Annotated in this window: 17 protein-coding genes; 3 read left to right on the top strand and 14 right to left on the bottom strand. The window is 64.1% G+C overall.

Annotation, left to right across the window (positions count from 1 at the left end; all coding sequences use genetic code 11):
• Positions 1-81: 81 nt before the first annotated feature.
• From AAHB08_RS18275 to AAHB08_RS18245, 7 genes are all read right to left on the bottom strand, one after another.
• A complete protein-coding gene (locus AAHB08_RS18275) occupies positions 82-1,524 on the bottom strand; it encodes an ATP-binding protein (RefSeq protein WP_342059716.1) in 1,443 nt (480 codons plus the stop codon).
• Positions 1,521-2,213 carry a response regulator gene (locus tag AAHB08_RS18270; protein WP_342059715.1) on the bottom strand — a complete coding sequence of 231 codons (693 nt, stop codon included), beginning with the start codon at positions 2,211-2,213 and terminating at the stop codon, positions 1,521-1,523. The genes AAHB08_RS18275 and AAHB08_RS18270 overlap by 4 nt, the downstream gene beginning before the upstream one ends.
• Before the next feature lie 81 nt (positions 2,214-2,294).
• On the bottom strand, positions 2,295-2,930 hold the full coding sequence (locus AAHB08_RS18265) for a tetratricopeptide repeat protein (protein WP_139435762.1): 636 nt from the start codon (positions 2,928-2,930) through the stop codon (positions 2,295-2,297).
• 1 nt (position 2,931) lies between these two features.
• Positions 2,932-3,780, bottom strand: a complete 849-nt coding sequence (locus AAHB08_RS18260; protein ID WP_342059714.1) for an SDR family oxidoreductase — start codon at positions 3,778-3,780, stop codon at positions 2,932-2,934.
• Positions 3,777-4,433 (bottom strand): TenA family transcriptional regulator, encoded by a 657-nt coding sequence (locus AAHB08_RS18255; RefSeq protein ID WP_342059713.1) that lies wholly within the window; start codon positions 4,431-4,433, stop codon positions 3,777-3,779. The genes AAHB08_RS18260 and AAHB08_RS18255 overlap by 4 nt, the downstream gene beginning before the upstream one ends.
• A complete protein-coding gene (locus AAHB08_RS18250; protein ID WP_342059712.1) occupies positions 4,430-5,923 on the bottom strand; it encodes an AMP-dependent synthetase/ligase in 1,494 nt (497 codons plus the stop codon). Before AAHB08_RS18250 ends, AAHB08_RS18255 begins: the two co-directional genes overlap by 4 nt.
• Entirely contained in the window at positions 5,920-6,585 is a 666-nt protein-coding gene (locus AAHB08_RS18245; RefSeq protein WP_342059711.1) for a thermostable hemolysin, read from the bottom strand. The genes AAHB08_RS18250 and AAHB08_RS18245 overlap by 4 nt, the downstream gene beginning before the upstream one ends.
• A gap of 130 nt (positions 6,586-6,715) precedes the next feature.
• Here AAHB08_RS18245 and AAHB08_RS18240 point away from each other — a divergent pair, with 130 nt between their 5' ends.
• Complete coding sequence (locus AAHB08_RS18240; protein ID WP_342059710.1) at positions 6,716-7,357, top strand: class I SAM-dependent methyltransferase; 642 nt, start codon at positions 6,716-6,718, stop codon at positions 7,355-7,357.
• 74 nt (positions 7,358-7,431) lie between these two features.
• Positions 7,432-8,652: a winged helix-turn-helix domain-containing protein gene (locus AAHB08_RS18235; RefSeq protein ID WP_342059709.1), complete on the top strand. Its 1,221-nt coding sequence runs from the start codon at positions 7,432-7,434 to the stop codon at positions 8,650-8,652.
• A gap of 77 nt (positions 8,653-8,729) precedes the next feature.
• Here the strand turns inward: AAHB08_RS18235 and frdD are convergent, their stop codons facing one another.
• From frdD to mscM, 7 genes are all read right to left on the bottom strand, one after another.
• Positions 8,730-9,086, bottom strand: coding sequence for a fumarate reductase subunit FrdD (gene frdD / locus AAHB08_RS18230; protein ID WP_025326128.1), 357 nt, complete (start codon positions 9,084-9,086; stop codon positions 8,730-8,732).
• Positions 9,087-9,097: 11 nt separating this feature from the next.
• Positions 9,098-9,496, bottom strand: a complete 399-nt coding sequence (locus AAHB08_RS18225) for a fumarate reductase subunit C (RefSeq protein WP_342059708.1) — start codon at positions 9,494-9,496, stop codon at positions 9,098-9,100.
• A gap of 11 nt (positions 9,497-9,507) precedes the next feature.
• On the bottom strand, positions 9,508-10,242 hold the full coding sequence (locus tag AAHB08_RS18220; RefSeq protein WP_059168380.1) for a succinate dehydrogenase/fumarate reductase iron-sulfur subunit: 735 nt from the start codon (positions 10,240-10,242) through the stop codon (positions 9,508-9,510).
• Positions 10,235-12,019 (bottom strand): fumarate reductase (quinol) flavoprotein subunit, encoded by a 1,785-nt coding sequence (gene frdA / locus AAHB08_RS18215; protein WP_342059707.1) that lies wholly within the window; start codon positions 12,017-12,019, stop codon positions 10,235-10,237. Before frdA ends, AAHB08_RS18220 begins: the two co-directional genes overlap by 8 nt.
• Positions 12,020-12,534: 515 nt before the next feature.
• Entirely contained in the window at positions 12,535-14,412 is a 1,878-nt protein-coding gene (locus AAHB08_RS18210; protein WP_342059706.1) for a methyl-accepting chemotaxis protein, read from the bottom strand.
• A gap of 159 nt (positions 14,413-14,571) precedes the next feature.
• Positions 14,572-15,249: a glycerophosphodiester phosphodiesterase gene (locus AAHB08_RS18205; RefSeq protein WP_342059705.1), complete on the bottom strand. Its 678-nt coding sequence runs from the start codon at positions 15,247-15,249 to the stop codon at positions 14,572-14,574.
• Positions 15,250-15,327: 78 nt separating this feature from the next.
• On the bottom strand, positions 15,328-18,603 hold the full coding sequence (mscM, locus tag AAHB08_RS18200; RefSeq protein ID WP_342059704.1) for a miniconductance mechanosensitive channel MscM: 3,276 nt from the start codon (positions 18,601-18,603) through the stop codon (positions 15,328-15,330).
• A gap of 153 nt (positions 18,604-18,756) precedes the next feature.
• Here mscM and AAHB08_RS18195 point away from each other — a divergent pair, with 153 nt between their 5' ends.
• Positions 18,757-20,076 (top strand): MATE family efflux transporter, encoded by a 1,320-nt coding sequence (locus tag AAHB08_RS18195; protein ID WP_342059703.1) that lies wholly within the window; start codon positions 18,757-18,759, stop codon positions 20,074-20,076.
• Positions 20,077-20,110: the final 34 nt, after the last annotated feature.

Genomic DNA, 20,110 nt, shown 5'->3' with positions numbered 1-20,110 from the left:
CTTGTAAGGCCGCGTTGGGATCAACTATGGGGCGGGGGGGCTTGGGCCCCCGCGCTTTTTCTTTGCTGAGGCCTGCGCCGCCTATGCCGGACGCGGCGGTGCGGGCAGCAGCACGCTCACCTCAAGGCCCCCCTCTGGCCGGTTGTGGATGTCGAGATCCGCGCCGTGCAGCTGCACTATGCGCTGGACTATGGCCATGCCAAGGCCCACCCCGTCCCCCTGCTGGGGGTTGACCCGGAAGAAGCGCTCGCACAGGCGCGACAGGGCGGCGGTGGGGATGCCGGGGCCATTGTCCCGCACATCCACCCTGACCCTGTTGCCCTCCTGGCTGATCACCACGGCGACCTCGCCGCCCACCTGGGTGTAGCGCAGCGCGTTGTCGATGAGGTTGCCAAACATCAGCTCCAGCAACATGGCCTGCCCCATCACCTGCAGATGCTCGTCCCCCTCCAGGGAGAGCTGCAGATCCTTCTTCAGGGCGATGGGGGCCAGGGTGGCCAGGGTGCCCTGCAACAGCAGGCTCAGATCCAGCTTGCCGAGCGCGGGGGCCTGCTGGTTGTCGATGCGGGCCTGGGTCAGCAGCTGGCGGATCAGGCGGTCGCTGCGATCGAGCGCCAGCAGCATCTTGCGCAGCGCCTGCTCCCGGCTCTGCTCATCCTCGGCGGCCAGGGCGTTCTCGCTGTGGATGCGCAGCACCGCGAGCGGGGTGCGCAGCTCGTGGGCCGCCTCGTTGGTGAACTGTTTCTCCCGCTCTATGGTGTCTGCCAGGGTGTGCATCAGCCGGTTGATCTCCGCCACCAGCGGCGTCAGCTCCTCGGCCTTGATGGCCAGGTTGAGCGGGCTCAGGTTGGCGGGATGGCGCTCGCCGATGGCCTGGGTCAGCTGGTGCAGCGGGGCCAGCCCCCGGGTGACCAGCCACCACAGCAGGGCGAGCAGGAAGGGCAGGGTGATGAAGAGCGGCAGCATGGTCAGGGTGGCCATCTTGCTGGCCAGCTCTCCCCGCTCGTCATCCCGCTCCGCGACGATGAGCCAGGTGTGCTCATCCTCGTTGTAGAGGGTGAAGGTGCGCCACTCGTGGTGATCCTTGGTCTCGCTGTCGAAGCCGCGCTCCAGGGTGGCCAGGGGCTGACTCGGCGCATTGGGTGAGCGCAGCAGTATGTTGCCCTGCTCGTCGAGCAGCTGGAAGGTGAGGTTGCGCTCGAACTCGTGGCCGTAGGGGGTGAACTCGTTGTCCCGCCCCAGCTGGCTGAAGCTGCGCTTCTCCTGATGGGGGTCGTCGGGCACGGCCTGCTCCCACTCCTGGTAGACGGCCCCGTTGCTGGGCAGCTCGCCGCGCTGCTTCAGATAACGGCTGAGCAGCTGGTTGGTGATGCGGGCGGACTGGGCGAGACGGGCATCGAACAGCTCCTCCATCTCGTGGTTGGCTTCCAGGTAGCCGATGAGGCCGCTGACGGCCAGGCTGAGGCTGACCAGGGCCAGGATGCCGGAGAGCAGGAAGCGGCGGATGGAGCGGACGCGACTCATCGGGTGGGCATCCCTCTGCTGCCCGGGGTATCTGGCTGCGGCACTATGTAGCCGACGCCGCGGATGTTGCGGATGAGCTCGGGGAAGAACTTCTTGCGCAGGTGGTGAATGTGCACCTCCACCGCATTGCTCTCGGCCCCCTCGTCCCAGCCATAGAGGCTCTGCTGCAGCTGATCCCGGCTCAGCACCCGGCCGCTCTGGGTGATGAGCTCCTGCAGCAGCTTGTATTCGTGGGGGGTCAGTCTGACCGCCTCCCCCTGATAGGTGACCTGCTGGGATTCGGGGTAGATGAGGATGTCGCCATACTCCAGCACCGCCTGGGCCTGCCCCTTGCTGCGGCGCACCAGGGCGCGCAGGCGGGCGTTGAGCTCCTGCAGGGCGAAGGGCTTGACCATGTAGTCATCGGAGCCCGCATCCAGCCCCAGCACCCTATCGTCCAGGGCATCCCGGGCGGTGAGGATGAGCACCGGCAGCGTCTGCCCCTCCCGCCGCAGCTTGCGCAGCAGGCTGATGCCGTCGATGTCCGGCAGGTTGAGATCCAGGATGAGGGCGGCAAACTCCTCGCTCTTGAGCGCCGACAGGGCGGGCAGCCCCTGCTGCAGCCAGTCCACCGTGTAGCCGCTGCTGCGCAGGGCATCCACCATGCCATCCCCCAGCATCACATCATCTTCCACCAACAGGATCCGCATTGTTCTCTCCCTCAAATGACGCTGCCCACCAGTATGCAAGTTGGTGGGCAGAGTTTAAATAGCGCACTGATCTGCTTGTGTTTATAGCTTGGCAAGACGCTCGCGGATTTCCGTCCTGCGCCCTTCGTCCGCCAGCTCGCGGCCCGGTCTGGCCGGGGCGGCCAGGGCCTTGTCCAGGTAGCGCTTCGCCTGGGCCTTGTCCCCCTGATCCAGCAGGAAGTCGCCGTAGAAGAAGTTGGGGTCGATGCCGTTGGGGTTGATGGCGAGCGCCTGCTTGAGCAACTGCTCGGCCTTGTCGTCATCCCCGAAGCCGACCGGCCAGCCCGGCACCTGGTAGTAGAGCGAGCCCAGGCTGGTGTAGGCGGAGCCCTCCAGCGCCTTGGGATCCTGCTTGATGGCGATCTCCAGCCTGGCCTTGGCCTCCTTCACCAGGCTGAGGGCCCCGAGGCCGCCCTTGGCGCCGGCCCAGGTGCTCTTGACGATGGCGGACCAGATCAGCAGATCGGTGCGAAAGGCCTCCTTGGCACTGGCCTGATCCGCCTGGGCGCTCAGGGCCTCCAGGCAGCTCTCCTTGGCCTTGCCGGTCTCCTGATACTGGCAGTGGGCCCACTGCTGCTGAATGGTAGGCAGGGCATCGGCGGCCTGAACCAGGCTGCTTGCCAGGGCGAGCAGCAGGAGGCTGTGACCAAATCGAGGGCGCAAAGTGGCGTGTTTCATCTCAATGTTCCTTCTCGTTCGTGGCACAGGCGGAGTTGTCCCCGTGATCTGTGGCCAGGGGGGCGGGGTGGCGGGCATGGCGTTCGATGACGGGCAGCTGTCTGGCCAGCGCCTTGTCGACCAGGGCGGGCAGCAGGGCATTGAGCCGCACGAACAGCTTCTCCGGCCAGCCGAGCCAGCGGCGGCGCGTCTCGTTGCACAGGGCGATGACGGCCTCCTCGGCCACGTCCTGGGGGCTGTCGGTCCGGGTGCCGAGCTCCGCATTCATGGCGTAGGCCGCCTCGGAGTTGAGGTGAGTGCGGGTGGCGCGGGGGGCAAAGTGCAGCACCTTGATGCCGGTGCCCTCCAGCTCCCGTCCCAGGGCCTCGCTAAAGCCGCGCAGGGCGAACTTGCTGGCGCAATAGACGCTGTAGCCGGGATAGCCGATGGCCCCGAGGCTGGAGCCTATGTTCATGATGACGGCGGGCTTGCGTAGCCGGGGCAGCAGGGCGCGGGTGAGCTGGATAGGCGCCTCTATGTTGAGCAGCAGCTGGCGCGTCACCTGCTCGCCGCTCTGATCCTCCAGCCAGGCGAACTGGTTGCAGCCCGCGCTGTTGATCAGCACATCCAGGCCTTCTTCCAGCGCCGGGTGCTGCAACAGCCTGGCCCGCTCCTGGGGCGAGCCCAGATCGGCGGTCACCGTCTGATGGCGATCCGAATGGGGCAGCTCCTTGCGCAGGCGCTCCAGGGCGCTGGCCCGGCGTCCGTGCAGCAGCAGGTGCGCCCCCTGGGCCGCCAGCTCCATGGCCAGGGCTTCCCCTATGCCGCCGCTGGCGCCGGTGAGCAGTATGCGTTTCCCTTCAAGCTTCATTGGCAGGATCCCGTGAGCTGATGGAGCATGTCGCCATAGAGGCGGTAGACCACCCTGGCCGAGTGAATGATGGCGGCCTGATCGGCGGCGTCTTCCACCTGGTTCATCAGGGATTCGAAGAACTTGAGGTGCTCCTGATCCAGGGCGCCGTGGGAGCTCAGGTAGCTCATCGCCTGGGGCGGCAGGCCCAGACCGCGCTTGAGCTGGTCCGCCACCGTCAGGGCGATGGCGACGCTGGTGCCTTCCAGCACCTGTACCATGCCGAAGAAGCCCATGGGGTTGCCGCGCTGGATCTGGTCGTAGAGGAAGGCCACCATCAGCTCGATGGGCAGGCCGGGCCGGCCGTGGCGCACCGCCTCGGCGTCACCGCCGCAGGCGCGGATGTCGTTCAGGATCCACTCCTGGTGGCCGTACTCCTCGTCGATGTACTCCCGGATGGCGCCGCGCACCCATTCGTACTCCTGTCCCAGCTTGCCGCCGGTGGCCATCAGGAGCGGCACAGTATGGCGCACGTGGTAGTAAGCCTCTGCCAGGAAGGCGAGGTAGGTCTCCCGGCTGATGTCGCCGCGGCGGCAGGCCTCGATGATGGGGGCATTGAACAGGTGCTCGCGCTCGGAGGCGGTGGCTTGTTGCAGGGTCTGGTAGAAGCTCATGAGGTCTCTCCTGTGAGGCCTTGGGTCAGGCATTGGTCGATCTGCCGGGAAAAGTGGTGATAAATCTCGTTGCGACGGGGGCGGCCGTTGGCGGTCAGCAGGCCGGGGTGCTGATCCAGCGCCACCGGCAGCCAGTGATGGATGCGGGCGTAATCGGGCAGTTGCTGGTTGAGCCGGGCAATCTGCTCGGCCAGCTGGAACTGGGTGCCCGGCAGCGGCTGGATCAGGGCCACGTTGGCGGGCTGGCCGTCACCGAAGATCACGATGCGGGCGATGGCCGGGCAGAGCTGGGCCTGGGCCTCCACCCATTCGGGGGAGAAGTTGCGGCCAAAGGCGGTGATCTGCACGTTCTTCTTGCGCCCCGTGATGTGGAGAAAACCATCCTCGTCGATCCGCCCCAGATCACCGGTGGCGATGAGCGGGATGGCGGGCGCCTCTTCCCCCAGATAGCCGAGCATGGCGCTGCCGCTCACCATGACTTCGCCGTCGGCGGCGATAGTCACCTGGCAGTGGGGCAGGGGGCGGCCGACGCTGCCCGGACGGTCGGCGTCCGGGCCGTTGAGCGCCACGACAGAGCCGCATTCCGACAGGCCATAGCCCTCATAGACAGGGAGCCCCAGAGTGCGGGCATGTGCGATGAGCTCGGGGGCCACCTTGCCGCCACCGACGGCGACGAAGCGCAGCCCCTTGAGCCGCTCGGCCAGGGCCGGGGTAATGGCGCACAGCGCCAGCAGCAGGCGCAGCAGCTCGGGCACCAGCACCAGGCTGTGGCTGGGCCAGCGCGCCAGGGCCTGGCCCAGCATGGCCGGGTTGAGGGTGCTGGAGCCGGTGAAGCCCAGCTCGCCGAGGGACGGGATGCGGCTGCAGGCGCCAGTGAGCAGCGGCACGTACAGACCGGTCAGATTCTCGAGCAGGGTGGCCAGGGGCAGCAGGGTCAGGTGCTGTTCGACCCGGGCAGGGGCGACCCGCAGGGCCAGGGACTCGCAGACCGCCGTCATCTGGGCAAGGGAGAGGCAGACCCCCTTGGGCTGGCCCGTGGTGCCCGAGGTATAGGTGATCTTGGCGGTGCCCGCCGGCAGCTCGGGCAGGCTGGCGGGGGTACGGCGCCACAGGGGCAGCGCCTGTTCATCCGGCCTGCCCGTCATCAGGATGAGGGGGGCGGCTGCCTGCCAGGCCTCATGCTCGGGGCCCACCAGGGCATCGGCCCCGCTGCTCTCCAGCAGCCATGCCTGCTGGGCCGGGCTGAAGAAGTGGGGCACCGGGATGACCACTATGCCGGCCCGGGTGCAGGCCAGATCGATCAGCGCCCAGGGCAGGCCGTTGTCGAGCTGCAGGGCCAGGCGGCGAATGCCGGCTTGCCGCAGGCGGTCGGCCAGGTGCTGGATCTGCTGCCACAGGGTCTGGTAATCCAGCTCGCCCTGGCTGCCTTGCAGTGCCGGTTGGCTCGGCGTCAGGCCGGCGTGGCGGGCGATGGCGTCGAACAGGCTCATTGGGCGCACCTCTTGTCATGGCCAGCCTGGTTAAAAAGCATGGGCATGGGCCCCAGCAGGTTGAGCAGCAGGCTGCTCTGGGCGAGCACCTCGCGCCCCTGGTTGATGTCCCCGGCCATCACCTTGGGCTGGCAGCGGTAGTACTCCCCCCAGGCGCTGGCGTCTTCCCCCACCTGATGGGCCTGGGCGGGGGCCAGCTCCACCGGGTTGAGGCGCAGCCGGGCAAAGCTGTTGCGCAGCTTGGCGGTGCCGGTGAACACCACGTAGTCGAGGGCGTTGTCACACAAGAGCCGGCACAGGGCGGCAAACATCAGGCGGGCATTGCCCGGCTCGCTGCAGGCCAGGTTGCCCACTTCGATGATGCGGCTGCGGGCCGGACGTACCCCGAGGCGGGTTTCGATGGCGGCCTCGATGGGTTGCTCCAGATACTGCTCCAGATAGAGGGGCTGCCCACCCTCGCCGTTGCAGGCCTGGTTGAGGCCACAGGCGCCGACCAGCACCCCATCGGCCCGGTAGAGCCCGAGCAGGCAGGGCAGAAAATGGGGGATGCGGGCGTTGAATTCGAGGGTGTAGGCGGCCTGGATATAAGCTTGCAGCGCCATGACCTGCTGCGGGGAGTCGGCCAGGATCAACCTGTAGGGGGCTTGGATCTCTATGGTCATGGTTGGCTCCTTCTCTTGGGATGGCTTGAGAGTAAAAGGGCAAACTTAAGAAACCCTTAAGGAGTAAAAAAAGTTGTCAGGGAGGCGGCGGGCAGGCAATCTGCGCGGCTGTCACCCAGGAGGATCCGTCATGTCATCAAGCGCCAGCTGCCCCCTCTGCTCGGCTCGCCACAGCTACCCCCTGCCGGTGGCGGGCAAGCGCTATCACCGTTGTCTGGACTGCGAGCTGGTCTGGCTGGATGAGGCGGATCACCTTGACGAGGGCGCCGAGAAGGCGGTCTATGACGGGCACGACAACCAGGTGGACGATCCCCGTTATCGCGGTTTTCTGATGCGGGCCTTCGGCGAGGTGCTCTCCCGGGTGAGCCCTCCTGCCAGCGGCCTCGATTTCGGCTGTGGTCCCGGGCCTGCCCTCATCGCCATGGGGCGGGAGGCGGGCTTTGAGATGGCGGGTTACGACAAGTTCTATGCCGACCGGCCCGAGCTGCTGACGCGGCAGTATGACTTCATCACCAGCACCGAGGTGATCGAGCACATCGCCACCCCGCGCGCCGTGCTGGACCGGCTCTGGGGCTGCCTCAAACCCGGCGGCCTGCTGGTGTTGCAGACCCAGAGGGTGCTGGGAGACGAGCGTTTCAGGCAGTGGCGCTACCGCCACGATCCGACCCACATCGTCTTCTTCGCCGAGTCCTCGTTCCGCGCCCTGGCAGCCCGCTGGCAGGCGCAGCTCGAGTTTCCCCACGCCGATGTGGCCGTGCTCGTCAAACCCTGAGACGGGCGTTTTCATTTGGCCATGAGTTGGGCATGCTGGTGGCCTGAAACCTAGGAACGGATGCCCCTATTTCCATGTCGATCCCCCATTTGTCATTGCAAGACGCCCGCCACCTGCAACTCGCCGCCCAGGGGCTGCTGACCCCGCGCCGCGCCAAGGCTTCTCCCTCCGATCTGCTGGCCTGCATCAGGCGCATGGCGCTGCTGCAGATAGACACCATCTCGGTGGTGGCTCGCAGCCCCTATCTGGTGCTGTTCAGCCGGCTCGGCCATTACGATCCGCGCTGGCTGGAGCAACTGCTGGTCGATGGCGAGATCTATGAGTACTGGGCCCACGAGGCCTGCTTCGTCCCCCGGGAAGATTACCGGCTGTTGCGCCATCGCATGCTGGATCCCGCCGCCATGGGCTGGAAGTTCTCCGCCCAGTGGCTCAAGACCCACGGCGGCGAGATAGAGCAGATAGTCGAGCGGATTCGTCGGGATGGCCCGGTGCGGGCCGCCGATTTTGAGCGCAAGGAGGGCAAGGGCAACGGCTGGTGGGACTGGAAGCCCGAGAAGCGCCACCTGGAGGTGCTGTTCACCGCAGGGCGCCTGATGGTGCGCGAGCGGCGCAACTTCCAGCGGGTCTACGATCTCGCCGAGCGGGTCATGCCCGAGTGGGACGACGGGCGGGATCTGCCGAGCCCTGAGCTCGCCCAGCGGGACATGGTGCGGGCCAGCTGCCGGGCGCTGGGGCTGGTCAAGACCGGCTGGGTGGCGGATTACTACCGGCTCAAGCGAGGCAAATACGACTCCCTGCTCCATCAACTGGCGGACGAGGGGGAGCTGTTGCCGGTGCGGGTGGAGGGGTGGCAGCACGGCGCCTTCGTGCACGCATCGCTCTTTGATGAGCTGGCCCGGGCCCAGGCAGGCAGCCTCAAGGCGACCCACACCGCCGTGCTCTCCCCCTTCGATCCCCTGGTGTGGGATCGCAAGCGGGCCAGCGAACTCTTTGGCTTTGACTACCGCATCGAGTGCTACACTCCGGCCCCCAAGCGCCAGTACGGCTACTTCGTGCTGCCCCTGCTGCATCGCGGCAAGCTGGTGGGGCGTCTGGATGCCAAGGCCCATCGCAAGGAGGGGGTGTTCGAGGTCAAGAACCTCTATCTGGAAGCCGGGGTCAGGGTGACGCGCACCCTGGCGCAGGATCTGGGGAAGGCGCTGCAAAAGCTGGCCGACTGGCACCAGACCCCGACCCTGAAACTTGGCGCCATCCCTGCGCCCCTGCTGGCCCTGTGGCCAACGCCGGGCCCTTAGCCCGCCCGCTGCATATCAGCCAAACAAAAACCGGGCACTGGGCCCGGTTTTATCATCTGTTGCTGGCAACTTAAGGATTACTGGAGTACCAGCACCATCAGCAGGCCGACCGTGATGGCGGACACCAGGAAGGCGAAGCCATAGAACACATAGTGGTGCAGCTTGGTGGTGTGGATCCCGAGATCATGCAGGCCGTGGTAGATGCGGTGCATGCCGTGCCAGATGGGCAGGGCTATGATGACCAGCAGGATGCAGGCACCCCACCAGGAGCTGGCGAAGGCGAGCACGCGCTCGTAGCTCATGGTCTCCACGTCCATGATGCCCATGGGCACCAGCAGACCGGTAATGAGGACAATCACCGGCAGCAGCATGGCAACCACCATGCCACCGGCACCAAAGAGTCCCCAGTAAATGGGTTCGTCAGAACGTCTCATCATTAATCTCCTCAAGCCACGATGATCAGGATCAGCAGGGATACCGCCGCCAGTGCCACATATTGGGCGATGACGATTGGCTTCTCCGGCACCAGGTCTTCGCCACGGAAGATGCGCATGGCCTTGGGGGCCAGTGCGAACCAGGTCTTGGCGTGGAACAGGCAGGCGGCCAGGGCGATAACGTGGAACAGGATGGCGATGGGGCTCTGCAGGGACTCCAGCCAGCCGTTGAACGCCTCCTGACCCTGCACCAGACGCATCAGACCCCACATCAGCACCACGGCGTAGATGGAGACGAAGATGCTGGTGCCTTCGCGGATCATGTAGCCGGTGTAGAAGGCATTCTTCAGCCACCAGTCTTTCTTCATCTCGCGCACGTAGGGCTTACGTTTGCTTTGGGTGTTGTTCATGGTCTCACTCCTCAATCCGGCTTGAACATGGCGATCATGTAGTCCTTGGCGCTCTCGACCTTGCCAAGCTGGATGGCGGCGGCCGGGTCCACGCCTTTCGGGCACACGTCAGAGCAGTAACCCACGAAGGTACAGCCCCAGACGCCCTCGTCCTGGCTGATGATCTTCATCCGCTCCTTGGACGCGCTGTCGCGGTTGTCGGCGTTGTAGCGATAGGCCAGCGCCAGGGCCGCCGGGCCGGTGAACTTCTTGTTGATGCCATACTGCGGGCAGGCGGCGTAGCACAGACCGCAGTTGATGCACATGGAGAACTGGTGATACTTCGCCATGTCGGCCGGGGTCTGGGTGTACTCGCCGTCGCACAGGCTGCGCGGCTCGCTCGGGATGATATAGGGCTTGATGCTCTCCAGCTTCTCGATGAAATCGGACATGTCGACCACCAGGTCGCGTTCGATCGGGAAGTTGTTGAGGGGCTCTATGGTCATCTTGCCCGGCAGGTAGTCCCGCAGGAAGGTCTTGCAGCCCAGCTTCGGAATGCCGTTGACCATCATGCCGCAGGAGCCGCAGATCGCCATCCGGCAGGACCAGCGGAAGCTCAGGGTGGAGTCCAGCTGATCCTTGATGTACTGCAGCGCATCCAGCAGGGACATCTCTTTCAGGTAAGGCACCTGGAAGGTCTGCATCCAGGGCTCGTTATCCTGCTCGGGACGGTAGCGCAGGATTTCAATTTCGATCATCTCAGCCATTCTTCTTAGCCTCGTCTTGTTTCTCACCCTCGGAACCGTACACACGCTTCGCCGGTTGGGATTTAGTGATCTTCACATCGGAGTAATCGATGGTCGGGGCCCCTTCCGGTGCATAGAAGGAGAGAGTGTGCTTGAGGAAATTCACGTCATCACGCTCCTCATAACCGTCCAGACGCTGGTGGGAGCCACGAGACTCTTTACGGTTGATGGCGGAGTGGGCCATGGCTTCGGCCACGTCCAGCATGTAGCCCAGTTCGATGGCGTACAGCAGATCGGTGTTGAAGACAGAGGACTTGTCGTTGATCTTGATCTTCTTGTAACGGGCTTTGAGCTCGTTGATCTTGTCGATGGTGCCCTGCATCAGCTCTTCGGTACGGTAGATACCGACGCCAGCTTCCATGGACATGCCCAGCTCGTTGCGGATGTCGGCCGGGTTTTCGGTCCCGTCGATGTCCATCAGCGAGAGGTGCTGCTTGATCAGCGCCTCTGCCTTGGCGGCCAGCGCTTCGGTGTTGCCGTGCTGCTGGGTCGCCGCGAATTCGGCTGCCTGTTCACCGGCCACCTTGCCGAATACCACTATCTCGGACAGGGAGTTGGAACCCAGACGGTTGGCACCGTGCAGACCGACGGAGGCACACTCGCCAGCGGCGTAGAGGCCGGGCATGCGGGTTGCGCACTTGCCGTCAGTTTCGATGCCACCCATGGTGTAGTGGGCAGTCGGACGGACCGGGATCGGCTCCTTGACCGGATCCACACCCACGTAGGCCTTGGCCAGTTCGCAGATGAAGGGCAGGCGCTCTTTCAGGTACTTCTCGCCGAGGTGGCGCAGGTCGAGGTGAACCACGTCGCCCATGGGGCCCTGGATCACGCGGCCTTTCTGCTGCTCCTGCCAGAATGCCTGGGAGAGACGATCGCGCGGACCCAGCTCCATGTGCTTGTTCTTCGGCTGGCCGACTGGGGTTTCCGGGCCCAGACCATAGTCTTGCAGGTAGCGGTAGCCATCCTTGTTGAGCAGGATGCCACCCTCGCCACGACAGCCTTCGGTCATCAGTATGCCGGTGCCCGGCAGGCCGGTCGGGTGATACTGGACGAACTCCATGTCACGCAGGGGCACGCCATGACGGTAGGCCAGCGCCATGCCGTCGCCGGTGACTATGCCGCCGTTGGTGTTGTAGCGGTAGACTCGACCGGCACCGCCGGTGGCCAGCACCACGGACTTGGCCTGGATGAAGCGGGTGATGCCGTTCTGGATGTCGAAGGTCAGTACCCCCTGGACGCGGCCATCGTCCACGATGAGATCCAGACAGAAGTGCTCGTCATAGCGCTTGATGGTCGGGTACTTGATGGAGGTCTGGAACAGGGTGTGCAGAATGTGGAAACCGGACTTGTCTGCGGCGAACCAGGTGCGCGGGATCTTCATCCCGCCGAAGCGGCGGACGTTGGCCTTGCCATCCGGCTTGCGGCTCCAGGGGCAGCCCCAGTGCTCCAGCTGGATCATCTCGTTGGTGGCGTTGTTGACGAAGTACTCGACCACGTCCTGCTCACACAACCAGTCGCCACCGGAGACGGTGTCGTTGAAGTGGTTTTCGAGGGAGTCGTCATCACGGACGACGCCTGCGGCGCCACCTTCGGCGGCCACGGTGTGGCTGCGCATCGGATAGACCTTGGAAATCAGGGCGATTTCCAGCTCCGGGTGGGCTTCTGCAATGGCGATTGCGGCACGCAGGCCACCGCCACCGGCACCGATGATGGCAACATCGGTCTTGATAATATCCACATCTGCCTCCTTAGGGATAGATTTGCTGGGCACGATTTTGCTCTATGAAAAAAATTCAGGCTTGATGCAAGTCAAACTGCTTTGTTTTAGTGCTTGGCAACGGTGATTTTTATTACAACCACCCCATTCCTTGGATGAAAATGCCGTCATTATCGCCATCCATCAGTGATCTGGATCAGCCGTACTCGCTACTCTGATGATTTTAACCCCAAGATTGTACGTAGTTTTCTTTCAAAAAAATGAGAAATGCCTCTCTTTTTAGGTATTGCCCCTAAAGTTTTTAAGTTTTTTATCAAAAATGTTTAGTGATAACTATTATCACCTTGGGGATGCTAAAAAAACATCGAAAAAAGTAATGCGAATATAGTCAGGGCAGGCACCAGTCGCGTCAGAATGATACTCGAATGGAGAGGCGGATCACAGAGTGTCCGGTGTCGAAAGGGAATTATAACCATTGAAACGAAAAGGGTTTATAGAAAAAAAGGGGCCTGGACGGCCCCTTTTCATTGTCTCGATCAGATGCGGAACATGCCGACCTGATTGTTGAGCTCACCTGAAATATTTTTAAGTTGAGCCGAGAGATTGCGGGAGCTGTCCGCATCCACCGCCAGCTCGTCCGAGACGTCCTTGACCGCCTGGATATTGCGGCTCACCTCGTCGGTCACCGCCCGCTGCTCCTCGGCGGCACTGGAGATCTGGGTCGCCATGTCGGAGATCTGGTTGATGGAGGTGGTGATCTGCTCCAGGGCCTGGGTGGCATCGTTGGCATCTTCCACGCTGTTCTGGGCCAGCAGCTGGCCCTCGTGCATGGTACTGACGGCCCCCTGGGTGTTGCGCTGCAGCGTCTCTATCATGCTGCGGATCTCGACGGTGGAGCTGTGGGTGCGTTGTGACAGCACCCGCACCTCGTCGGCGACCACCGCAAAGCCGCGACCCTGCTCACCGGCCCGGGCGGCCTCGATGGCGGCGTTGAGCGCCAGCAGGTTGGTCTGCTCGGCGATGCCCTGGATGGTGGAGAGGATGGTGTTGATCTCCTGGGCGTTCTTCTCCAGCTCCTGGATGATGCCTGAGGCCTGCTTGACCTGGGTGGCGAGATCCGTGATGGAACGCTGGTTGCGGGCGATCACCTGCTTGCCGTGCTCGCAACTGCTGGAGGAGCTGCGGGCTGCCTCCGCGGTCTGCTCGGCATTGCTGGCGACCTCGACGGCAGTGGCGGACATCTCGTGTACCGCTGTGGCTATCTGGGAGATCTCGTTCTGCTGGCGCGCCAGACCCTGGTTGGATTTCTCCGCCATGTCGTGGGAGGACCTGGCCTGCTGGTTGAGCTGCCCGGAGGAGTTGGAGATGTCCTGCACCATGACGTGGATGCGCTCGATGAAGGTGTTGACGTGCTTGGCGACGGTGCCGACCTCGTCTTCCCGCTCGATCTTGATGCGGCGGGTCAGGTCGCCATGGCCGCGGGAGAGATCCGCGATCGCCTCGCCGAGGGTCTTCAGCGGAGCCAGGGAGCTGTTGATGGCCACGTAGGAGAAGCCCGCGACGATGAGGATGGTCAGCAGACCCTGCAGCAGGGCAGAGGTGACCATGCGGGAGACGGACTGGTAGGCGACCGCCTCGTCCACCACTATGCCGAAATACCAGTTGGTATTCGGGATCTCGGTGAGGTCGAACACGCTGGCCTTGCCGCTGATATCCATCTCGGAGATGGTGTTGTCATGGGCCAGCTCGTTGACCTTGGCCGCCGTCAGCTCGGGGGAGAGGGCGGTGGCGGGCTTGAGGGTCAGCGCCTTGTCCGGGTGGGCTATGATGGTGCCGTTGCTGTCCACCAGGATGGCGTAGGTGCCTTCCGAGTTGATGGCCAGCACGTCGCGCACCAGGCCGTCGATGGAGACGTCACCGGCGATGACGCCGTCGGTGTTGCCACGGCTGAAGGGCTCGGCGATGGTGATGATGAGGTTGCCAGACGAGGCATCGGCATAGGGGGCCGTGATGGCGAGCTTGCCGGCGGCCATGGCGTCCTTGTACCAGGGACGCTGGCGCGGATCATAGCCGGCAGGCAGGTTGGTCTGCTTGCTCTGGATCATCCGGCCATCCTTGGTGCCCACATAGACCAGGTCGAAGTTGCCTGCGTTCATGGACTGGGCCAGGTGGCTGAGGGGCTCATCCTCCTTGGTGAAGGCTTCCTTGGTGGCGGTGACGAGATTGATGCGCGCATCGAGCCAGCGGGAGATCCCCTTGACGTTGGAGATGGAGCTGTCGTCGATGAAGCTCCAGATCAGCCGCTGGGTTTCGCTGCGCAGCTGGGTGGTGTTGTACCAGACCTGCAGGCTGGAGATGACCAGGATAATGGCCCCGATGGCGAGGACCAGCTTGTTCTTGATGGATAAATTCATGTTTACATCCTTGTGAGCGTCGGTCTGAGATCTGTGTGGTGTTTGTTATTGTTATGAGCCAACTCTGTATCGGCTGAAAGTGGACTTTATGTATCCCGGTGCACAGGAAATTTTCGATCTTTTTTCACCTCCTGATGGGCCGCCAGGGCGCGCCGATACTCAGCTGAATCGATCTGGTCGGTTGGTAAAGATGCCATCGACACCCATGGCCGCCAAGGCAGCCCCATCACTCAGTTCGTCGACCGTGTAGACCAGGATCTTGAGCCCACGGCGATGGGCATCCGCCACCAGCCCGGCGTCGACAAAATCCACGTCGCAATTCAGGGACCAGGCTCCCAGCTCTTCGGCGAAACGGGCACCGTGCAGCGGCAGGCTGGCGGTCAGGGCGCCAAGCCGGATCTCTGGCCGCAGTGCCTTGAAGTGCGCCAGTTCGGGATGGTGAAAGGAGGAGACGACCCAGTGGGCCGGGGTGAAGCCAAGCTCTGCCTCGGCGCGGAGGGTCAGGGCCGCCACCGGCTCGGCGGTGTGCGCCCCCTTGAGCTCGATGTGCAGCTCGCAGCGCCCCGCCACCAGGCCCATCACCTGCCACAGGGTCGGGATCCGCTCCCCTTCTCCCGCATCCAGGCTCGCCAGATAGTCCCGGGACTGCTCGGTCAGCACCCCGTGGCCGTCGGTGCAACGTTCCAGCCGCCGGTCGTGGAAGACCCAGAGCTCGCCATCTGCCCACTGCACGTCGAGCTCGATGGCGCCGACTCCGAGTGCGATGGCTATCTCCATCGCCTTGAGGGTGTTCTCCGGCGCCAGTTTGCTGGCACCGCGATGGGCAATGATCTGCATTCGTTGCTCCTGTTGTCGTCATTGGGGGATGGTGATGACCCCACCCCGGCCCTCCCCTTCACAAGGGGAGGGGGTCCATCATCCCCGGCTCATCCGAATGTCGATCTGCTGGTGTGGCAGAGGCATGCCGAGCTGGTTGAGTTTCTCCAGGATCAGCGAGTGCACCTCGTGGGTGATCGGCATCCGGTGATCCATGTTGTTGACGTAGAGCCGGATCTCGTAGATGAGGGCCGAGTCGGTGAATTCGATCAGGAACACCTCTGGGGTGGGGGTATCCAGCACCAGAGTGGACTCCTGCACGCACTGCTCCAGCAGCTGTTGTACCCGCTTGGGTTCCTGGGTCAGACCGATGCGAATGCGCAGCTTGACCCGGGTGATGGCGTCAGACAGCGACCAGTTGATGAACTGCTCGGTGATGAAGGCCTTGTTGGGGACGATGATCTCCTTCCTGTCCCAGTCCACGATAGTGGTGGCGCGGGTCTTGATCTTGGTGACGGTGCCGGTCAGATCGCGAATGGTGACGGTGTCACCGAGCCGGATCGGCTTCTCGAACAGGATGATGAGGCCGGAGACGAAGTTCGCGAAGATCTCCTGCAGACCGAAGCCCAGGCCCACCGAGAGCGCCGCCACCAGCCACTGGGTCTTGGACCAGTCGATGCCGAGCATGGAGAAGCCGGTGAGGGCGCCGATGAGGATCACCAGATACTTGCTGACCGTGGTCAGGGCGAAGCCGGTGCCGGGGGAGAGGCTCAGGTGCTGGAGCAGGGTGAGCTCCATCAGCCCCGGCAGGTTGCGGGCGGTGACCACCGTCAGGATGAAGGCGAAGGCGGTCAGCATCAGATCCTGCAGGGTGATGGCGGAGAGCTGCTCTATGCCGGCCACCTTGCTGCTCACCTGCCACACCTCGATGCTGCTGAGGAAGCTGAAGGCGGAGTTGAGATCCGACCATTGCACCACCACCAGCATGGTGAAGCCCAGCATCAGCAGGGTGCGCACCAGACCGAGGGACTGGGCGCTGATGGTGTCCAGATCCAGCTCGGGCTCCTCCACCGCGTCCGGGATCTCGGAGCTCAAGTCGTCCTCGTCACGCTCCCGCTGGGCCAGGATCTCGGCCCGCTTGCTCTTGGCGCGATCGAAGGCGAGGCGGCGGCGCTGGATCAGCATCCAGCGATGGGCCAGGTAGTAGATCAGCAGGCAGCCGAGCCCCGCCAGCAGACTCAGCTCCAGCTGGCGCAGCAGGATGCGGGAGGTATAGAAGTAGCCGAACAGGGAGCCCAGCACCGCCAGCAGGGGGGCCAGCATCAGGCTGTTCCAGATGAAGTGGTGCAGCAGGTGGGGCTTGGTCATGTCCGCCTGGCCCCAGGTGAGCGGCAGCCTCTCCCGGTTGAGGCGGGCGAAGAAGAGCAGCAGCCAGAGGGCACCGATGATGAAGGCGAGGCGACCCAGGGAGTCGTAGACGGCGTGCTCCTGATAGCTGTTGGCCATGCCCTGCACGAAGAAGCTGGGGATCAGCACCAGCAGCAGGGTGCGGAACTGGCCCCAGACCCGCTGTACCGGCTCCTTTGGCCAGCGGAAATGGAGGATGAGGATCCCCTTCTCCAGGGTCAGATGGCGGGCGACCAGCAGCGCCAGCAGCAGGAACCAGATCTCGCCAAGGCCCCGGGCCACCGCCACCGCAAAGGGGTATTGCCAGGCGCCGTCCAGCAGGCCGCGCATCATCAGCACCATGGCGGGCAGCGGCAGGGCCGCCAGCAGGGAGCGCACCAGCAGCCGGCTGGTGAGGCTGAACTTGTCCTGGGTCACCTTGCCGATGCGCGGGGCTATGTAGTGGCTGTACTGCACCAGGTGGCGCCCCAGCTTGGCCCAGCACCAGGCCAACACCAGCAGGCCGAGCCCCGCCAGGGTCAGGGTCATGGGGTTGTTCTCCACTATGGCCCTGGGCAGTTGCAGCCAGTTGACGGGATCGAGCAGCAGGCTCAGGGCGGTGGGCACGCCGAGCAGGACGGCCGGGGTGAGCGGGCGTACGTCCGGCATCCAGAACAGGTGGCTGGCGCTGATCTCGCGGATCTCGTCGATCTTGCTGTTCTGGCGGCTGTAGAGCAGCTTGAGCCGGGTCTGCTCCTGAATGAGGGTATCCGAGGCGTCGTTGAGCCGGGTCAGCAGCTGGCGCCTGGCCTTGAGCAGGTTGTCGAGCACGGCGCGCTGGGCCCTGTCCAGGGTGATCTCATCCCCGCTCAGCAGGTTGTTGCGGATCTGCACGGGATCCTTCAGGGCATCCTGCTCTGTCTCGTATTGGTACTTCGCCATGCGCGCCTTGACGATGTCGGACTCCAGCTTCTCCAGGGGGAAGTAGGCAGGCAGATCCGCCAGCTTGCTGCGCAGGTTTTCGCCGTAGGCGTTGCTTATCTGCAGCCACTCCAATTGCTCCCGCACCGAGTTGACCAGATCGCTCAGCCCTGACAGGGAGGTGTCGATGCCGCGCTGTTCGTCCTGTACCCGCTCTATCTGATCTTCCAGGGCGCCGAGTTGCAGGGAGAGTGCCTGGTTCTGCTGTTGCTGCTCCTGCAGCAGGGGCAGATCCGAGGTGAGCTGCCGGCGCAGCCGCTCGCTCTCCGCCAGCGCCTGCTCCGTTTTTTCTCGCCGCAGCTGGTTTTGCTGGTTGAGCAGGCTGTTCTGCCATTCGTCCTCGTCCGTGATGGCGAGGTTGAGCTCCTGCAGCTTCAGCTTGCCGAGATCGTTGCGTTGCTGGGCGGAGAGCTGCTCCAGCTCCAGCATCTGGATCCGGTCGGAGAGGCTCTGCTCCTTGAGGCGGGTGGCCAGTTGCTGGGCCTCCTGCAGCCTGTCCGACTCGTTGCTGAAGCTCAAGCGATCGAGCTGGGAGCGGGTCTGCAGCAGCTGCTTGCGCAGTTCATCGACCCGGACATGGTACTCCTGGCCCGTGCTCTCCAGCTGGTTGAGGCTGTCGGTCACCGCCTGGCGCTCCTTGCGCAGGTTGATCTGGCGGTTGCTGCTCAGGCTGATGGCCTGGCGCAGCGCCTCCTCCTTGAGGGAGGAGAGGGGCGGGCGGGACTGGGGCTGATAGTTGTGCAGGCTCTCCTTGAGGCGGGCCGACTCCTTGGGATAGTCGATGAGGATCTGCTGATAGGCCTTGCCCTGCTCCCGGTAGCGCTGGGCATCCCGGGCATACTGCAGCGCCTGCTGATAGCTCTCCCGCAGTTGCTGGTTCTCGGGGCTGTCGGTCTTGGGGACGCTTTGCAGCAACTCTTCCACCTGGGTGACGGCATCATCGGCCTGGGCAGCGGAGAAGGGGAGCAGGCTGAGACAGAGCATCAGGCAGAGCAGGCGTTGCAACATGGCGCACGTTTCCGTTCATGAGAAGTCGCCTTAGCCTAAAGCAGGGGCAGGGGTGGGTAAAGCCTTCCACATTAATGATCTGCAACATAAATAACGGGTGATCCGGGTCTTGTTTGGCTATTATTCTGGCCGTTCCCCTCCCTTGAGCAATTTATGTCCACTGTCGAGCTGGGCACGGCCCCCCTCTCTCGTCTCTTTTTGCGTTACGTCACCCCGACGGTGGCCGCCATGCTGGTCACCGGCATCTACGTCACCATAGACGGCATCTTCGTCGGCCATATCCTGGGTCAGGACGGCCTGGCGGGCATGATGCTGGCCTACCCCATCTGCGCCGTGCTCTATGCGGTGGGGGCGCTGATCGGCATGGGCTCATCGTCGCTCGCCTCGTTCTATCTGGGCAAGGGGGAGCAGGCCAAGGCGCGCCACATAGTCGGCAACGCCCTGGTGATGGTGCTCATCGCCTCCGCCGTGCTCGCCTTCATCGGCATCCGGTACGGCAAGGAGATGCTGACCTGGATGGGGGCCGAGGGGGTCATCTTCGACGCCGGGTTCGCCTACCTGCAGTGGTACGCCTGGCTCGGGGTCTTTGCCGTGCTCTCCATGGCGTTCACCGCCCTGCTGCGCAACGACGGGCGACCCGGCCTCACCACCTGGATCCTGGTGGGGGGTGGCGTGCTCAACGTGCTGCTCGACTACCTGCTGATGGCGGTGATCCCCTGGGGACTGGCGGGGGCGGCGATTGCCACCATGCTCTCCCAGGCGGTGACCGGCGGCCTCTGTCTGTGGCACTTCTTCACCCCCCGCAGCCAGCTGCGCATCCGCTGGGATACCCTGGTGCCGGACTGGCGCCTGATGGGGGAGACATTGCGACTCGGGGTGTCGAGCTTCCTGATGTACCTCTATCTGTCTGTGGTGCTAGCGCTGCACAACAAGGCGCTGCTGTCGGTCGGCAGCTCCCTGCACGTGGCCGCCTACGGCGTCATCAGCTACAGCGAAGCCTTCTTCTATCTCATCTTCGAGGGGATCGCCATGGGCATCCAGCCCATCGCCAGCTTCAATGCCGGGGCGGGTAACTGGCAGCGGGTGCTGCGGGTGCGCAACCTGGCGCTGGGGGTGACCCTGGGGGTGGCGCTGTGCGGCATGATACCGCTCTATGTCTGGCCCGAGGGGGTGGTCTATCTGTTTGCGGGCGACAACGCGGCCCTCCTGCCGGTGGCGACGCTCGGCATCTGGCTCTACTTCTGGGGGCTGCCGATGGAAGGCCTGCTGCTGGTGGGGGCCACCTATTTCCAGGCCATCAACCGGGCCCGCATCGCCTCCCTGCTCACCGGGGGCAAGCTGGTGCTGATTGGCGGCTTCCTGTGGGGCTTCTCCTCCCTGTGGGGAGTGGCCGGGGTCTGGCTGGCGCTGCCCACCTGCAGCACCCTACTGGTACTGGTGATGTGGCGGGCCATGGGCAAGGAGGCCGGGTAGCATGCCGCAGCTCCGTGACTAGCCCCCTCTCTCC

The organism is Aeromonas sp. OTU364 (assembly GCF_038440395.1).
In the GTDB taxonomy this organism is placed as follows: Bacteria; Pseudomonadota; Gammaproteobacteria; order Enterobacterales; family Aeromonadaceae; genus Aeromonas.
This window is presented reverse-complemented; position numbering and strand designations above follow the sequence as displayed.

Bases quoted from the DNA above. Each gene is read 5' to 3' on its own strand.
- AAHB08_RS18275 (WP_342059716.1), bottom strand. From the start codon at position 1,524: ATGAGTCGCGTCCGCTCCATCCGCCGCTTCCTGCTCTCCGGCATCCTG.
- AAHB08_RS18270 (WP_342059715.1), bottom strand. From the start codon at position 2,213: ATGCGGATCCTGTTGGTGGAAGATGATGTGATGCTGGGGGATGGCATG.
- AAHB08_RS18265 (WP_139435762.1), bottom strand. From the start codon at position 2,930: ATGAAACACGCCACTTTGCGCCCTCGATTTGGTCACAGCCTCCTGCTG.
- AAHB08_RS18260 (WP_342059714.1), bottom strand. From the start codon at position 3,780: ATGAAGCTTGAAGGGAAACGCATACTGCTCACCGGCGCCAGCGGCGGC.
- AAHB08_RS18255 (WP_342059713.1), bottom strand. From the start codon at position 4,433: ATGAGCTTCTACCAGACCCTGCAACAAGCCACCGCCTCCGAGCGCGAG.
- AAHB08_RS18250 (WP_342059712.1), bottom strand. From the start codon at position 5,923: ATGAGCCTGTTCGACGCCATCGCCCGCCACGCCGGCCTGACGCCGAGC.
- AAHB08_RS18245 (WP_342059711.1), bottom strand. From the start codon at position 6,585: ATGACCATAGAGATCCAAGCCCCCTACAGGTTGATCCTGGCCGACTCC.
- AAHB08_RS18240 (WP_342059710.1), top strand. From the start codon at position 6,716: ATGTCATCAAGCGCCAGCTGCCCCCTCTGCTCGGCTCGCCACAGCTAC.
- AAHB08_RS18235 (WP_342059709.1), top strand. From the start codon at position 7,432: ATGTCGATCCCCCATTTGTCATTGCAAGACGCCCGCCACCTGCAACTC.
- frdD (WP_025326128.1), bottom strand. From the start codon at position 9,086: ATGAGACGTTCTGACGAACCCATTTACTGGGGACTCTTTGGTGCCGGT.
- AAHB08_RS18225 (WP_342059708.1), bottom strand. From the start codon at position 9,496: ATGAACAACACCCAAAGCAAACGTAAGCCCTACGTGCGCGAGATGAAG.
- AAHB08_RS18220 (WP_059168380.1), bottom strand. From the start codon at position 10,242: ATGGCTGAGATGATCGAAATTGAAATCCTGCGCTACCGTCCCGAGCAG.
- AAHB08_RS18210 (WP_342059706.1), bottom strand. From the start codon at position 14,412: ATGAATTTATCCATCAAGAACAAGCTGGTCCTCGCCATCGGGGCCATT.
- AAHB08_RS18205 (WP_342059705.1), bottom strand. From the start codon at position 15,249: ATGCAGATCATTGCCCATCGCGGTGCCAGCAAACTGGCGCCGGAGAAC.
- mscM (WP_342059704.1), bottom strand. From the start codon at position 18,603: ATGTTGCAACGCCTGCTCTGCCTGATGCTCTGTCTCAGCCTGCTCCCC.
- AAHB08_RS18195 (WP_342059703.1), top strand. From the start codon at position 18,757: ATGTCCACTGTCGAGCTGGGCACGGCCCCCCTCTCTCGTCTCTTTTTG.